The 14280-nt window shown below is 72.5% G+C and carries 12 protein-coding genes; 5 read left to right on the top strand and 7 right to left on the bottom strand.

Annotation, left to right across the window (positions count from 1 at the left end):
- Positions 1-4: 4 nt before the first annotated feature.
- Positions 5-1207: a sensor histidine kinase gene (locus ACIDOF_RS30275; RefSeq protein WP_409009341.1), complete on the bottom strand. Its 1203-nt coding sequence runs from the start codon at positions 1205-1207 to the stop codon at positions 5-7.
- 143 nt (positions 1208-1350) lie between these two features.
- Between ACIDOF_RS30275 and ACIDOF_RS30270 the strand changes: the two genes are divergently transcribed.
- Complete coding sequence (locus tag ACIDOF_RS30270) at positions 1351-2445, top strand: SAM-dependent methyltransferase (RefSeq protein ID WP_409009340.1); 1095 nt, start codon at positions 1351-1353, stop codon at positions 2443-2445.
- Here the strand turns inward: ACIDOF_RS30270 and ACIDOF_RS30265 are convergent.
- Entirely contained in the window at positions 2410-3561 is a 1152-nt protein-coding gene (locus ACIDOF_RS30265; protein WP_409009339.1) for an NADH-quinone oxidoreductase subunit D, read from the bottom strand. The genes ACIDOF_RS30270 and ACIDOF_RS30265 overlap by 36 nt on opposite strands.
- 71 nt (positions 3562-3632) lie before the next feature.
- On the opposite strand from ACIDOF_RS30265, the gene ACIDOF_RS30260 reads away from it, so the two are divergent.
- Together ACIDOF_RS30260 and ACIDOF_RS30255 are read left to right on the top strand one after the other, a co-directional pair.
- The gene (locus ACIDOF_RS30260; RefSeq protein WP_409009338.1) at positions 3633-4211 is read left to right on the top strand and encodes a PH domain-containing protein; all 579 of its coding nucleotides are present in this window, start codon (positions 3633-3635) and stop codon (positions 4209-4211) included.
- A 140-nt stretch (positions 4212-4351) separates the two neighbouring features.
- Positions 4352-5644 (top strand): PH domain-containing protein, encoded by a 1293-nt coding sequence (locus tag ACIDOF_RS30255; protein ID WP_409009389.1) that lies wholly within the window; start codon positions 4352-4354, stop codon positions 5642-5644.
- Positions 5645-5750: 106 nt separating this feature from the next.
- Here the strand turns inward: ACIDOF_RS30255 and ACIDOF_RS30250 are convergent, their stop codons facing one another.
- From ACIDOF_RS30250 to ACIDOF_RS30235, 4 genes are all read right to left on the bottom strand, one after another.
- Complete coding sequence (locus ACIDOF_RS30250) at positions 5751-6950, bottom strand: hypothetical protein (RefSeq protein WP_409009337.1); 1200 nt, start codon at positions 6948-6950, stop codon at positions 5751-5753.
- 149 nt (positions 6951-7099) lie between these two features.
- Entirely contained in the window at positions 7100-8083 is a 984-nt protein-coding gene (locus ACIDOF_RS30245) for an ABC transporter substrate-binding protein (protein ID WP_409009336.1), read from the bottom strand.
- Complete coding sequence (locus ACIDOF_RS30240; protein WP_409009335.1) at positions 8080-8898, bottom strand: ABC transporter permease; 819 nt, start codon at positions 8896-8898, stop codon at positions 8080-8082. The genes ACIDOF_RS30245 and ACIDOF_RS30240 overlap by 4 nt, the downstream gene beginning before the upstream one ends.
- Positions 8895-9611 carry an ABC transporter permease gene (locus tag ACIDOF_RS30235; protein WP_409009334.1) on the bottom strand — a complete coding sequence of 239 codons (717 nt, stop codon included), beginning with the start codon at positions 9609-9611 and terminating at the stop codon, positions 8895-8897. The genes ACIDOF_RS30240 and ACIDOF_RS30235 overlap by 4 nt, the downstream gene beginning before the upstream one ends.
- A gap of 189 nt (positions 9612-9800) precedes the next feature.
- Here ACIDOF_RS30235 and ACIDOF_RS30230 point away from each other — a divergent pair, with 189 nt between their 5' ends.
- On the top strand, positions 9801-10967 hold the full coding sequence (locus ACIDOF_RS30230) for an ABC transporter ATP-binding protein (protein WP_409009333.1): 1167 nt from the start codon (positions 9801-9803) through the stop codon (positions 10965-10967).
- 46 nt (positions 10968-11013) lie between these two features.
- Here the strand turns inward: ACIDOF_RS30230 and ACIDOF_RS30225 are convergent, their stop codons facing one another.
- Positions 11014-12129, bottom strand: a complete 1116-nt coding sequence (locus ACIDOF_RS30225; RefSeq protein WP_409009332.1) for an alpha/beta hydrolase — start codon at positions 12127-12129, stop codon at positions 11014-11016.
- A 267-nt stretch (positions 12130-12396) separates the two neighbouring features.
- Here ACIDOF_RS30225 and ACIDOF_RS30220 point away from each other — a divergent pair, with 267 nt between their 5' ends.
- Entirely contained in the window at positions 12397-14229 is a 1833-nt protein-coding gene (locus tag ACIDOF_RS30220) for a phosphatidylglycerol lysyltransferase domain-containing protein (protein ID WP_409009331.1), read from the top strand.
- Positions 14230-14280: the final 51 nt, after the last annotated feature.

Raw genomic sequence — 14280 nt, 5'->3', positions numbered from 1 at the left:
GACGTCAATGGGCGGGCTTCAGCGGCAGCAGGGCGCTGATCCGGAACCCGCCGCCGGGCCGCGGCCCCGCGTCCAGGGTGCCGCCGACCATGCCGACGCGCTCCCGCATCCCGATGAGTCCGTGACCGCGTCCGTCGGCGCCCCCGTCCTCGTACAGCTCGTGCGGCGCGCCCTTGCCGTCGTCCTCGACGAGCAGGCCGAGCCCGTCGTCGAAGTACACGATCCGGACGCTGGCCCCGGCGTTGTCGCCGCCGTGCTTGCGGGTGTTGGTGAGCGCCTCCTGCACGATGCGGTACGCGGTCAGCTCGACGCCGCTGGGCAGCGGGCGGGGGGTGCCCTCGATCCGGAAGTCGACGGTCAGGCCGGAGCTGCGGACCTGCTCGACCAGCTCGTCGATCTGCTGGACGTCGGGCTGCGGCACGTACTCGCCGCTCTCCTCGTGCTCCCCGGTGCGCAGCACGCCGAGCAGCCGGCGCATCTCCGCGAGCGCCTGCCGACCCGTGCCCGAGATCGTCTCCAGGGCCTTCTTCGCCTGGTCGGGCGCAGTGTCCATGACGTACGCGGCGCCGTCCGCCTGGACCACCATCACCGAGACGTTGTGCGCGACGACGTCGTGCAGCTCGCGGGCGATGCGGGCGCGCTCGGCCGCCACCGCGACCTTGGCCTGCGCCTCCCGCTCCTGCTCCAGGCGGGTCGCGCGCTCCTCGAGCTGGGCGAAGTACGCGCGGCGGGTGCGGATGGAGTCGCCGAGGGTCCAGGCGAGCGCGAACGGCACCATCGTGAACCCGGCGATCAGGACGTTGCCCCAGACGCCGCTGTACTCGTTGGGCCAGGCGATCTGCGAGATCGGCGCCGCGCACAGGCCGCCGACCAGCGCGAACCGCCGCGCCCAGGACGCCCCCTCGGCTGCCACCGTGTAGATCAGCACCAGCATCGCGAAGTCGGCGGGCAGCACGCTCACGTCGGTGAGCAGCTGCAGGACGCCGACCCCGGCCGTGAGCAGCAGCATCTTCTCCGGCCACTTGCGGCGCAGCGCCACGGCGAGGCTCAGGAGCAGGCAGACCACGACGGTCGCGACGCCTGGCTCGTGCCCCTCGCCCTGCGGCCCGGAGGCCAGCCCCACGACCGACACCATCAGGAGGACGACAGCCCAGAAGCTGTCGACGCCCGTGGGGTGTCTGCGGAGGAACTCATAGAGGCGCTGCACATAACCCAGCGTAAGTACGGGGCGCTCGTGCAGGGGTCAACCGCAGGTTCGATCCCGTACGACACCTCGTACTCCCCAAGGTGGAGGGCGCATAGCCTTTCCGTCCTGAGCGGCAGTGGCGGGCAAGCAGGACGAGGTGCGGTGTGGCGGGCGGTACGGGAGCGGCGGACAGGGCGGGCGCGGCGGGCGGTACGGGAGCGGCGGACGCTGCGGGTGCGTGGCCTCGGGGCTGGCGGGCCGCGGCCGAGGAGGCGCTGTACGGGCCGGGCGGGTTCTATCTGCGGCCGGAGGGCCCGGCCGGGCACTTCCGTACGTCGGTGCACGCCTCGCCGCTCTTCGCCCAGGCCGTGGCCCGGCTGCTGTGCCGGGTCGACGCGGCGCTCGGCGGCCCGGCGGAGCTCGCGTTCGTCGACGTGGGCGCGGGCCGGGGCGAGCTCACCGCCGGAGTGCTGCGCGCGCTGCCCGCGCGGGTCGCGGCGCGCGTACGGGCGTACGCGGTGGAGCGCGCGCCCCGGCCGGAGGGAGCCGACGACCCGCGCATCGAGTGGACCGCCCAAGTCCCGCGCGGCGTGACCGGGTTGCTGTTCGCCAACGAGTGGCTGGACAACGTCCCGGTGGACGTCGTCGAGGTCGACGCGGAGGGGACGGCGCGCCTGGTCCTGGTCGACGCGGACGGTACGGAGAGCCTCGGGCCCGAGCCGTCCGGCGCCGACGCCGCGTGGCTGGCGAAGTGGTGGCCGCTGCCGCCTGAGCCCGGTCTCCGTGCCGAGGTCGGCGGACCGCGCGACGCGGCCTGGGCGGCAGCCGTGGGATGCCTGGAGCGGGGCCTCGCCGTGGCCGTCGACTACCGGCACACGCGCGGGGCGCGGCCCCCGTTCGGCACGCTCACCGGTTTCCGGGAGGGCCGCGAGTGCCGGCCCGTGCCGGACGGGTCCTGCGACCTGACCGCCCATGTCGCGCTCGACGCGTGCGGCCGCACCGATTCCGGGTTCGCTTCCGGCGCCGAGCTGACCGACCAGCGCACCGCCCTCACCGCGCTCGGCGTCTCCGGCGGCCGGCCCCCGCTGTCCCTGGCGAGCAGCGACCCCGCCGCGTACGTCCGGGCCCTCGCGCACGCGGGCGAGGCCGCCGAGCTCACCGCGCCGGGCGGGCTCGGCGACTTCGGCTGGCTGCTCCAGCCGGTGCGCATCGGACTGCGGGGCCTACTTGTCGATGTCGCCGACGACGAAGAACAGTGACCCGAGAATCGCCACCATGTCGGCGACCAGCGTCCCCGGCAGCAGCTCGGTCAGCGCCTGGATGTTGTTGTACGAGGCGGACCGCAGCTTGAGCCGGTACGGGGTCTTCTCGCCCTTGGACACCAGGTAGTAGCCGTTGATGCCGAGCGGGTTCTCGGTCCACGCGTACGTGTGCCCCTCGGGCGCCTTCAGGACCTTCGGCAGACGCTGGTTGATCGGGCCGGGCGGCAGCTCCGCGAGCCGGTCGAGGCAGGCGTCGGCGAGGTCGAGGGCGTTGTGCGTCTGCTCCAGGAGGACCTCGAAGCGGGCCAGGCAGTCGCCCTCCTGCCGCGTCACCACCTTCAGCTCCCGCTGCAGCTCCCCGTACGCGAGGTACGGCTCGTCCCGGCGCAGGTCGAAGTCGACGCCGGAGGCGCGGGCGATCGGTCCGCTCACCCCGTACGCGTGCACCGCCTCGGGCGTGAGGACGCCGACGCCCCGGGTGCGGCCGCGGAAGATCTCGTTGCCGAGCACGAGGCGGTCGTACACGTCCATCCGCGAGCGGACCGAGGCAACCCCCTGGCGGGCACGCGACGTCCAACCGAGCGGAAGGTCCTCCTTGAGGCCGCCGACGCGGTTGAACATGTAGTGCATCCGGCCGCCGGAGACCTCCTCCATGACGTTCTGGAGCTCCTCCCGCTCCCGGAAGGCATGGAAGACGGGGGTGATTCCCCCCAGTTCGAGCGGGTACGAACCAAGGAACATCAGATGGTTGAGGACGCGGTTCAGCTCCGCGAGCAGCGTGCGCGTCCACACCGCGCGTTCGGGCACCTCCATGCCGAGCATCCGCTCGACGGCGAGGACCACGCCCAGCTCGTTGGAGAAGGCGGAGAGCCAGTCGTGGCGGTTGGCCAGCATCACGATCTGCCGGTAGTCCCGCGCCTCGAAGAGCTTCTCGGCGCCGCGGTGCATATAGCCGATGACCGGCTCCGCGTGCTGGATGCGCTCGCCGTCGAGCACCAGGCGCAGGCGCAGCACGCCGTGGGTGGAGGGGTGCTGGGGGCCGATGTTGAGCACCATGTCGGTGCTCTCCGCGGCTCCGCCGACACCGACCACGGTCTCCGTCTTGGGACTCATACGCACAGTCTGTCGTACGAGCGGGACCCCCATCGATACGGGGACCGGTGCGACCGGGAACGGGGACAAGGATGAGAGGGACGACGCCAGTGGTTTCAGGGACACCCGGGGACGGAGCGCAGGAGGGCGGATCCGCGGCCGACCGGGCCACGGACGGCAGGGACGGCCCGGTCGACGTGGCAGGCGCGGAGCCGGTCTGGCAGGGGCTGCCCCCGGCCGTGCTCACGCTGCGGCGACTGCTGCTCGTCCTGTCGATGGTGCCGCTGGCCGTGGCCGCCGGACTGCTCCTCGGACTGCTCGTCGGCCCGGCCTGGTCGGCCTTCGCGGCCCTGCCCGTGGGCCTGCTGCTGTGGGGCTGGCCGCTGCTCGGCCGCAACTGGCGGTCCTGGCGGTACGCGGAGCGCGCCGACGACCTGCTCATCCAGCGCGGGGTGCTGTGGCGCGAGGAGACGGTGGTCCCGTACGGGCGGATGCAGCTCGTCGAGGTCGAATCGGGGCCGCTGCAGCGGAAGTTCGGACTCGCGAGCCTGCAACTGCACACCGCGGCCGCCGCCACCGACGCGACCATCCCGGGCCTCGACCCACGCGAGGCGGAACGGCTACGAGACCGACTCACCGAGCTGGGCGAAGCACGATCGGCGGGCCTGTGAACCACACGGACGGTACGGGGCGGGAGGCGGAACGGCGGCGCGAGCCGGAACGGAAACCGCAGCCGGAGGCGGAGCCCGAGCGGGATCCGGAAGAGGATCCTCGGTCGGCGCCGGAGCGGGATGTCGGGGCGGATGCCGGCGTGGGGGAGCGGCGGCTGCATCCCGTCACGCCGCTGCGCCGCGCCTGGGCGCCGATCGCGGTCGGGGCGGGCTGGGCTGTGCACGATCCGGACGGCACGTACCGGCGGGTCACGGATCTGGCCGTGGAGACGCTGCTGCTCGGCGGCGCGGGGGTGGTCGTCGCGGCCGCCCTGTACGGCTTCCTCAGCTGGTGGTTCACGCACTTCGCGGTGACCGGGACCGAGCTGCGCATCCGTACCGGCCTGGTCTTCCGCCGCACCGCGCACATCCGCCTCGACCGGCTCCAGGCCGTCGACGTGAACCAGCCGCTGCTCGCCCGGATCGCCGGCGTCGCCAAGCTGAAGATGGACGTCATCGGCACGGACTCCAAGGACGAGCTGGCCTACCTCAGCGAGAGGGACGCCGCCGCCCTGCGTGCCGAACTCCTCGCGCGCGCCGCCGGGTTCGCGCCGGAGACGGCCCAGGAGGTCGGGGAGGCTCCGGTCGCGAACCTCGTGCACGTACCGCCGAAGCAGCTCGCCGTCTCGCTGCTCCTGACCGGCACGACCTGGGTGCTGGCCGTCGCCGCGCTGGCCGTGCCGCCGGTGCTGTGGCTGACGACGGAGAGCCTCGGCCTGGTGGTCGGCGTGGGCCTGCCGCTGCTCGGCGGTGCGGGCGCGAGCAGTGTGGGCAAGTTCGTGAAGGAGTACGACTGGCGGGTCGGCGAGTCCCCCGACGGGCTCCGGCTCGACCACGGTCTGCTCGACAAGGAGCACGAGACGGTGCCGCCGGGCCGCGTGCAGACCGTACGGATCGTGGAGCCGCTGCTGTGGCGGCGGCGCGGCTGGGTGCGGGTCGAGCTGGACGTGGCCGGGTCGTCGAACGGCGTGCTCGTGCCGGTCGCGCCGCGCGAGCTGGCGGTCGCGGTGATCGCCCGGGTGCTGCCGGGCGTCCGGGTGCCGGAGCCGGAGGAGCTGTCCCGGCCGCCCGCGCGCTCGAAGTGGTGCGTGCCGGTGTGGTGGCGCGGGCACGGACTGGCCGTGACGGACGCGGTGTTCGCGACCCGGCACGGGCTGCTGAGCCGCACGCTCACCCTCGTCCCGCACGCGAAGGTGCAGAGCGTACGGCTCACTCAGGGCCCCTGGGAGCGGCGCAACGGCGTGGCCGACGTCCATGTGGAGACCGGGGCGAACACGTCCGTCGCCGCCCGGCTGCGGGACACGGCCGAGGCCCGGCAACTGCTCCAGTCCCAGGCGGACCGCTCCCGCACGGGCCGCAGGACGGCCCGGCCGGATCGGTGGATGGCGGAGTAGGGCGGCAAAATGGGGCCACGGTCGTCCGACCGTGGCCCCACGTGCGTCAACTCCGGCTGTTTCAGCTCTGCTTGGCGCAACAGCCTTGGTGCGACCCCACGACCCGTTACGAGATCGCGCTCCGCAGGTCCGTCATGTCGAGCTGTTCCGTCTCGTCGTGCGCGGTGAGGTCGATGACCTCGCCGATGCCTCGCTCGTCCACCTCGGCTTCCGCTTCCGCTTCCGCTCCCGCGTCCGCGCCGGGTTCGGTGTCGGCTGCGGCGTTCGCTGCAGCTTCGGCTTCGGCTTCGGTATTCGCTGCGGCTTCGGCTGCGGCGTTCGCGTCGGCCTCGGCTGCGGCGTTCGCCTCGGCGCGGTGCAGGGCCATGGCCTCCTCGCCCACCACGTCCGCGAGGTCCTTGTTCTCGATCGCCCGGACCTGCTCCTGCACGCCCTTCGTACCGAAGAAGTCGAAGCCGCCGACGGTGCGTTCGGCCCGCCGTGCGCTCGGGGTGTACGGCACGACAGCGGCGGCGGCCGCGGCCGGGACGGGGTAGTGCCTCGGGGCCGGCGTCTGGGGCTCGGCGGCCGTACGCGGCTGCGCGTCGACCGCCCCGGGCTTCCCCTGGGCCGCCTCCGCCTCCTCCCGCACCGCGCCGTCGGCACCGGTGGCGTTACCGGTGCCGCGCTGCGCGGGCACGCCGGAGCCGTCGCCTGCCAGCCGGGCGAGCGCGGCGTTGGCCCGGCGGTACAGCGCGGGGCTCGGGGCGGGCGCGGCCGGGGCGGCACCGCCGACGGCTCCCGCGGGGCCCGCCGACTGCGCACTGCCGCTGCCGTTGCCGTTGCCGGCGGGCAGCGCCTTGGCCGGCGCGGACGCCTCGATCGCGAGCCGCCTGCGGCCTTCGAGCGCGCTGGCCCGCTCGGTCTCCGCGGTGGCGTACCGCCGCAGCAGCGCCGCGTGTTCGGAGCGCAGCGCGGCGAGTTCGGTGCGCTTGGAGCGGAGCTTGGCCTCCAGCTTGGCGCGCAGCTCGCGCGACTCCTCCAGGTCGGATTCCAGTTCGGCGGTGCGTTCCTCGTGCTTCCACTCGTCGCTCGCTCTGGCCCGGGTCAGTTCCGCGACGCGCTTGCCGGCGACCCGGTCCCAACGGCGCATGACGACCGAGCCGACGACGGCCGCCGCAGCGGCGACGCCGACCAGGCCGCGGAGCACCACGGGTTCCGCGACCAGCCAAGCTGCGGCGGCGCAGACCAGTGAGACACCGGCGACCGCCGAGGGGGGAAGCAGCCTGTGCAGGGGTGGGGAATGGCGGTGACGTCCACGTGGCATGGCCAGAAACTTACCGCGCGTGCACGACGGGCGAACCCCCGCCCGGGAATCTGTTCCCTTGTGGTTACTTACGCACCATTAGGTTCAAGCGACAACCAACTCCCGTCGTACGACAACAAGCCCGCGCGCCTTGCCACTTGAGTTCAAGATCATTTCTTGAGGAGGCCCTTCGACTCCAGGTACTCCTTCGCCGCGTCCGCCTCCTTCACGCGCTCCGCGTCGACCTTGCGGTTCAGTTCCACGAGGTCCTGTGTCGTGAGCGTCTCGGTGAGCTTCGCGAGCGCGTCGGCTATCGCCTTGTCGCCCGCCTCCTTGGCGTTCACCACGGGAAGGATGTTGTCGGCGTTCTGCAGCTTCTTGTCGTCCTCCAGCAGCACCAGGCCGAAGTTCTTCAGCGTGGCGTCCGTCGTCGTGGTGAGCACCAGCTGGTCCTCCCCGTCCTTGACGGCCTGCTTGGCCTGCGGCGTGCCGACGCCCTTCGGGTCGACGCCCGTCACGTCGATTCCGTACGTCTTCTTCAAACCGGGCGCGCAGAACGGCCGGACCTCGCATTCGTCACCCGCCGCGATCTTCACCTTCAACTTTGCGCGGCCCAGGTCGGAAAGCGACTTCAGCTTGTTCTTCTCCGCGTATTCCGCGCTGACCGCGAACGCGTTCTGGTCGACCGCCGCTCCGGCCGGAAGCACCTTGAGGCCGCGCGGTTCGGCGAGCTTCTCCAGTGCGGCCACGGTGTCTTCCACATCGCTCGACGCGACGGGCTTCGCCTTCGGGCCGTTCTTCTCGGTGTTGAGGAATTCCGCGAGCGTCGCCGCGTATTCGGGTACGACGTCGATGTCGCCCTTCTCCAGGGACGGTTCGTAAAGCTCGCGGTTCTCCACCGTCTTGATCGACGTGTTGTATCCGGCGTCCTTCAGGAGCTGTGCGTAGAGCTCGGCGAGGACCTTCGACTCGGTGAATCCGGCCGAACCCACCACCAGCGAGCCCTTCTTGCCGGAGCCCTCGGCCGCGCCCTTGTCCTCCTCCAGGCTCTTGCCGCCGCAGGCGGTGAGGCCGACGGCCAGGCCGACGACGGCGACCGCCGCGGCCGCCCTGCGGAAGCCCTGGGGGAAGTGCTTCTGCTCGACGTGGTTCATGCGGAATCACCCATCACTGTCGTCGTCTTGTCCGTTGCCGTTGCCGTTGCCGTTGCTGTGCCTGATGCCGTGGCTGTTGCCGATGCCTTGGTCGTCGCCGTCGCCGTCGCCGTGCCTGTCGCCGTGCTCGTCGCCCCGCGCGCCGTGCGAGACCTGCCCCGCATCGGGTCGAGCAGTCTGCCCAGCGCCACCAGCACGCCCTCCACGAGCAGCGCGAGCGCCGCCACGAGGACGGCGCCGGCGACGACCTGCGCGGTGTCCTGGAGGTTGAACCCCGCCGTGATGATCCGGCCGAGCCCGCCCTCCCCGGCCATCGCGGCGAGCGTCGCCGTGGCGACCACCTGCACCGCGGCCGAGCGGAGCCCGGTGGTGATCAGCGGGTACGCCAGCGGGAGTTCGACTCTCAGGAACAGCTGGCGCCCGCTCATCCCCATCCCGCGCGCGGCCTCCACCACGGCCCGGTCGACCTCGCGCATCCCGATGTACGCGTTGGTGAGCAGCGGCGGCACCGCGAACAGCACCAGCGCGATCAGCGTCGGCAGATCGCCGTACCGCCCGAGGGGTGTGAGCGTGAGCAGGACGAGCACCGCCAGCGTCGGCACCGCGCGGCCCACGTTGGAGAGGTTGACCGCGAGCGCGCCGCCCTTGCCGATGTGGCCGAGCCACAGGGCGAGGGGCAGGGCGATCAGGCAGGCGACGGCCAGGCAGGTGCCGCTGAAGTAGAGGTGCTCGCCGAGGCGGTGCCAAATGCCCTTCTCGCCCTGCCAGTTGGCGGGCGTGCCGAGCCAGGCGAAGGCGTCCGTCAGCGCGTTCATGCGGGCTCGACCACCTTCGCCGTACGAGTGCCGGAAGCGCTCCCCGACCGTATGCGCGTCCAGGGTGTGAGCCATCGCTGCAGGGCGAGCAGCAGCAGGTCGGCGGCGACGGCGAGCAGCACGCAGAGTACCGAGGCGGTGAGCACCTGCGCCTTGAAGTCGCTGCGCAGGCCGGACATGATCAGGCCGCCCAGGCCGCCGTAGTCCACGATGGCGCCGACCGTGGTCAGCGCGACCGTCGCCACCGTGGCGATGCGGACGCCGCCGAGCAACGCCGGGAGCGCCAGCGGGAGTTCGACCTCCCACAGCTGTCTCACCGGTCCGTACCCCATCCCGCGCGCGGCCTCGCGGGCCTCCTCGGGGACGGCTTCGAGGCCCGCGAGGATGTTCCGCACGAGGACCGTCAGCGAGTACAGCACCAGGCCCGTCACGACCAGGGCCGCCGACAGCCCGAACAGCGGCAGCAGCAGCGAGAACATGGCCAGCGACGGCACCGAGTACAGCGCCGTGGTGAGGCCGAGCACCGGGCCCGCGAACGCCCTGCTGCGGCGCGCGAGCAGCGCGAGCGGCAGCGCGACGGCGAGCCCGATGAGGATCGCGGCGGCCGTGATGCCCACGTGCTGCAGCGTCGCGTCGATCAACTCCTCGCTGCGTGTGCGGACATACTCCGCGCACACCCAGTCGTTCTCGACCAGGCAGTTCTGCCCGTCCATCCGGCACCACCTCCCCCGCAACGCCGCCGGAACCCCGCCCGGACCCCCTGGCCCCGGGCGCGTGAAGCCACGTGTGAATCCCCGAACAACTGTCTGTCGGCGACCCTAAACCCCAGGACTGACAATCGCCGAGAGACGTCGTCCTGCAGCAACATGAGGTTCACAGAACGCCCACCACAATGGGGAGCCATGATCCGGTTCGAGCACGTCACCAAGCGGTACGCGGACGGCACCACGGCCGTGGACGACCTGTCGTTCGAGGTCGCCGGCGGTGAACTCGTCACGCTGGTCGGCCCGTCGGGCTGCGGCAAGACCACGACGATGAAGATGGTGAACCGGCTCATCGAGCCCACGTCCGGGCGGATCCTCCTGGACGGCGAGGACATATCCGGCGTCGACCCGGTCGAGCTGCGCCGCCGCATCGGCTATGTCATCCAGCAGGTCGGCCTGTTCCCGCACAAGACGGTCCTCGACAACACGGCGACCGTCCCGCACCTTCTCGGCGTCAAGCGCTCCACGGCCCGCGCCCGCGCCGCCGAACTCCTCGAACTCGTCGGCCTGGACCCGTCGGTGCACGGCCAGCGCTACCCGGAGCAGCTCTCCGGCGGCCAGCGCCAGCGCGTCGGCGTGGCCCGCGCGCTCGCCGCCGACCCGCCCGTGCTGCTGATGGACGAGCCGTTCGGCGCGGTCGACCCGGTGGTCCGCGAGCACCTGCAGAACGAGTTCCTGAAACTGCAGGCCGCGGTCCGCAAGACGGTCCTGTTCGTCACGCACGACATCGAGGAGGCCGTCCGCCTCGGCGACCGCATCGCCGTCTACGGCTCCGGCCGCATCGAGCAGTACGACGCCCCGGCCACCGTCCTCGGCGCCCCCGCCACCCCGTACGTGGCCGAATTCGTGGGCGCCGACCGGGGGTTGAAGCGGCTGTCGGTCACGCCCATCGAGGAGGGCGACCTCCAGCAGCCCCCGGTCGTCCGCCTCGACGACCCGCTGGGCCGGGCCGCCGAGCAGCTGCGCGCGGAGGGCGCCCGGTGGGCCGTCGTCCTCGACGCGGAGGGCGATCTGCACGGCTGGATCTCCGCCGAGCACACCGGCAGCGAGGGCACGGTGCGGGACCGGGCGCGGCGGATGGAGGCCTGGCTGCCCGTCGGCGCCTCCCTGAAGCAGGCGTTCGCGACGATGCTGCAGCACGACGCCGGCTGGATCGCGGTGATCGACGAGGACTCCGCGGGCCGCTTCCTCGGCGTCCTGACCCCGGCGACCCTGCACGAGGCGTTGCGCCGCTCCACGACCGCGGACGCCCGCGCCGTCACCCGCGCGGAGGTCGATCTGGAAACGGTCCCGACCGCCCGCTGAGGCAGCCGTCACCGGCACGACAGAACCGATCCGGTCGCAGGAGGGCTCACTTCACCGAGAGCCGCGCGCCCAGCCACACCATCGCGGGCGGGATCTCCCGGCGCCAGGTGTTGAAGTTGTGGCCGCCGCTGTCGAGGACGATGGAGAACATCCGCGTGGGCGCCCTGCCCTTGTCGAGGAAGCGCAGGGTGTCCGCGTAGTTCCCCTCCCCCTCCTTGCTGCTGGTGGCGAGCAGCGCGACCTTCGGGGGCGGCCGGTGGTCGAGCAGCCACATCAGGTCGGACTCCCGCCGCACCCGCTCGTCGCCCTGGAACAGGTCGCCGGTGGCGTCGTCGAGGGGCGCACGGTAGTCGGCGGAGAGACCGGCTCCGGCGGCGAAGCGGTCCGGGTGCTTGAGAGCGATCTTCAACGCGCAGTAGCCGCCCGTGGAGTTGCCGATCACGCCCCAGGCACCGGGCTCGGTGCCCGTCCGGTAGTGGCCGGCCACGGCGTCGGGCAGGTCCTTCGCGAAGAACGTCTCGGTCTGCGGCCCGTGCGGCACGTCCACGCACTCGGTGTCGCGCGGCGGCGCCACCGTCGGCCGCAGCATGACCAGGATCATCGGCTGCATCTTCCCCCGCCTGGCCTGCTCGTGGACGGTCGCCGGGTAGCGCAGCCCGTTGAGCAGGTTCTCGGCCGTGCCCGGATAGCCGGTGATCACGACGGCCGTGGGGAACGTCCGCCGCGGCTCCTCGAAGTACTCCGGCGGCAGATAGACGTACGCGGGTGTGCGTATGCCGGACTTCGCGCCGGTGACCTCGATGCGCTGGATCTGGCCGCCCACGGTCCGGATCGAGCCTCCGGCGACGCCGGCCACCGGCTGCGTGCCGAGCACCTTCAGCGACCGGTTCGCGGCGCCCGTGTCGTGCTCCTCGACCACGCCCATGTCCTGTTCCTGGCCGAAGAGGTCGGCCCAGGACGCGTAGAACTCGAAGGACCGGTTGGCGGCCAGGCCGACCGTCGCGAAGAGCGTCAACTGCGTTGCCGCGAGCAGCAGTACGCGCCCGGCGACCGCGCGCCAGTCGCGTCCCGCCAGCCTCGGCCAGAGCCAGACCGTGCCGAAGAACAGCAGCACGGCCAGCAGGGCGGCCAGGGCCAGGACGAGGTTGCTCTTGAGACCCATGGGGTTGTTCCTGCCTGCGCTTTCCGCCGGGCGCGCGCCCGGACTCCGATCCGCCGTGGGAAGAACCGGCTCCCTTACGGGACGGTCCGATCCGGCCTGAGGTGCCGGTTTTCCGGCCTCCTGCACCGGTTTTCCGGACGGAGAGTGAACCCGTCTCCCGGAAGCGCCGTCCTAGAGGGCGCAATTTGTCCGGCACCACCGCAGACGCCGGACTCCAGCTCTCTCGCAGAACCACGGGATGCGATGTCAGTCAGGATAGATGGGGAAATGTCGGGTGGGGTTGCAACGGCGTCCGGGGTCGCAGCGGCGGCCCGCCGGGTACGGCGCGCGCTGCGCGGCCCGCGCCCCGAGCGGGTGCCGTCCCTGGTCGCCACCGCCTGCACGCTCGTCGGCCTCCTGGACATCGCGGCCGGCGTCTTCCCGCGCTTCCGGCACAGCCGCTTCCACGCCCTGGCCGAGGTCCTGCCCGGCGCGCTCGGCCCCTTCGCCGCCGCGCTCGCCCTCAGCGCGGGCGTGCTCCTGCTGCTCCTCGCGCACGGCCTGCGGCGCCGCAAGCGGCGGGCCTGGCGGGCGGCCGTGCTGCTGCTCCCGGCGGGCGCCGTCGCCCAGTTCGCGTACCGGCACTCGGTCGTCGGCGTGCTCATCGCCGGTCTGCTGCTCGCCCTGCTGCTGCGCCACCGCCGCGAGTTCTCCGCACTGCCCGACCCGCGCAGCCGCTGGCTGGCCCTGGCCAACTTCTTCCTGATGGGCACGTTCTCGCTGGGCCTCGGCACGGTGATCGTCGCCACCCACCCCCGCAAGGTCATCGGCGACCCGAGCCTCGCGGACTACCTCACGCACGTCGTGTACGGCCTGTTCGGCGTCGAGGGCCCGCTCGCGTACACCGGGCGCACCGGCTGGACCGTCGGCTACTCGCTCGGCGCCCTCGGCATGCTGACCGCCCTCACCACCGTCTACCTGGCCTTCCGCCCCGAGCACCCCGCCGCCCGGCTCACCGAGGACGACGAGCGCCGCCTTCGCGCCCTCCTGGAACGGCACGGCGCCCGCGACTCCCTCGGCCACTTCGCGCTCCGCCGCGACAAGGGCGTGGTCTTCTCGCCCAGCGGCAAGGCGGCCGTCACGTACCGCGTCGTCTCCGGTGTGATGCTCGCCAGCGGCGACCCGATCGGCGACGTGGAGGCCTGGCCCGGCGCCATCGAGCGGTTCATGGACGAGGCGAGCAAGCACTCCTGGACCCCGGCCGTCATGGGCTGCTCCGAGACCGGCGGCGAGGTCTGGACCCGCGAGACCGGCCTCGACGCCCTGGAACTCGGCGACGAGGCGGTGGTGGACGTCGTGGATTTCTCCCTCACCGGGCGCGCGATGCGGAACGTGCGCCAGATGGTCAAGCGCATCGAGCGGGGTGGCTACGAGACCCGGGTGCGGCGCGTACGTGACCTGAGCGAGGGCGAGTTGGAGCGGGTGCGCCGGGCCGCGGCGGACTGGCGCGGCACCGAGACCGAGCGCGGCTTCTCCATGGCCCTCGGCCGCATCGGGGACCCCACCGACGGCGACTGCCTCATAGCCACCGCCCACAGACCGGACCAAGAGCCGGGCCCCTACGGCGACTTGAAGGCGATCCTGCACTTCGTGCCCTGGGGCACGGACGGTGTCTCCCTCGACCTGATGCGCCGCGACCGCAGCGCCGACCCCGGCATGAACGAACTCCTCATCGTGGCCGCCCTGCAGGCCGCGCCGAAACTCGGCATCGCGCGTGTGTCGCTGAACTTCGCGATGTTCCGCTCCGCCCTGGCGCGCGGCGAGCGGCTCGGCGCGGGCCCGGTCCTGCGCACCTGGCGCGGGCTGCTCGTGTTCCTGTCCCGCTGGTTCCAGATCGAGTCCCTGTACAAGTTCAACGCCAAGTTCCGGCCACGTTGGGAGCCCCGGTTCGTGGTCTTCCGCAACAACCGGGACCTGCCGCGCATCGGCGTCGCCGCCATGCAGGCCGAGGGCTTCGTCACGCTGTCCCTGCCCCGCTTCCTGCGCCCGGCCCCGCGCCCGCCCCGCCCCTGCCCGCACACCGCCGCCCAGCCGCAGGAGCGCGACGCCCGCGCCGCCTGAGCCGCCCGGGACCGCTCCGTACAGGCCACTGCCCGTACGGGCCTACGCTGG

The sequence above is a fragment of the Streptomyces sp. Da 82-17 genome (genome assembly GCF_046098215.1).
Classification (GTDB): domain Bacteria; phylum Actinomycetota; class Actinomycetes; order Streptomycetales; family Streptomycetaceae; genus Streptomyces.
Note: the sequence above shows the minus strand (reverse complement) of the source record. Positions and strands in the feature narration are given on the sequence as shown.

Bases quoted from the DNA above. Each gene is read 5' to 3' on its own strand.
- ACIDOF_RS30265 (WP_409009339.1), bottom strand. From the start codon at position 3,561: ATGAGTCCCAAGACGGAGACCGTGGTCGGTGTCGGCGGAGCCGCGGAG.
- ACIDOF_RS30260 (WP_409009338.1), top strand. From the start codon at position 3,633: ATGAGAGGGACGACGCCAGTGGTTTCAGGGACACCCGGGGACGGAGCG.
- ACIDOF_RS30250 (WP_409009337.1), bottom strand. From the start codon at position 6,950: ATGCCACGTGGACGTCACCGCCATTCCCCACCCCTGCACAGGCTGCTT.
- ACIDOF_RS30245 (WP_409009336.1), bottom strand. From the start codon at position 8,083: ATGAACCACGTCGAGCAGAAGCACTTCCCCCAGGGCTTCCGCAGGGCG.
- ACIDOF_RS30240 (WP_409009335.1), bottom strand. From the start codon at position 8,898: ATGAACGCGCTGACGGACGCCTTCGCCTGGCTCGGCACGCCCGCCAAC.
- ACIDOF_RS30235 (WP_409009334.1), bottom strand. From the start codon at position 9,611: ATGGACGGGCAGAACTGCCTGGTCGAGAACGACTGGGTGTGCGCGGAG.
- ACIDOF_RS30230 (WP_409009333.1), top strand. From the start codon at position 9,801: ATGATCCGGTTCGAGCACGTCACCAAGCGGTACGCGGACGGCACCACG.
- ACIDOF_RS30225 (WP_409009332.1), bottom strand. From the start codon at position 12,129: ATGGGTCTCAAGAGCAACCTCGTCCTGGCCCTGGCCGCCCTGCTGGCC.
- ACIDOF_RS30220 (WP_409009331.1), top strand. From the start codon at position 12,397: ATGTCGGGTGGGGTTGCAACGGCGTCCGGGGTCGCAGCGGCGGCCCGC.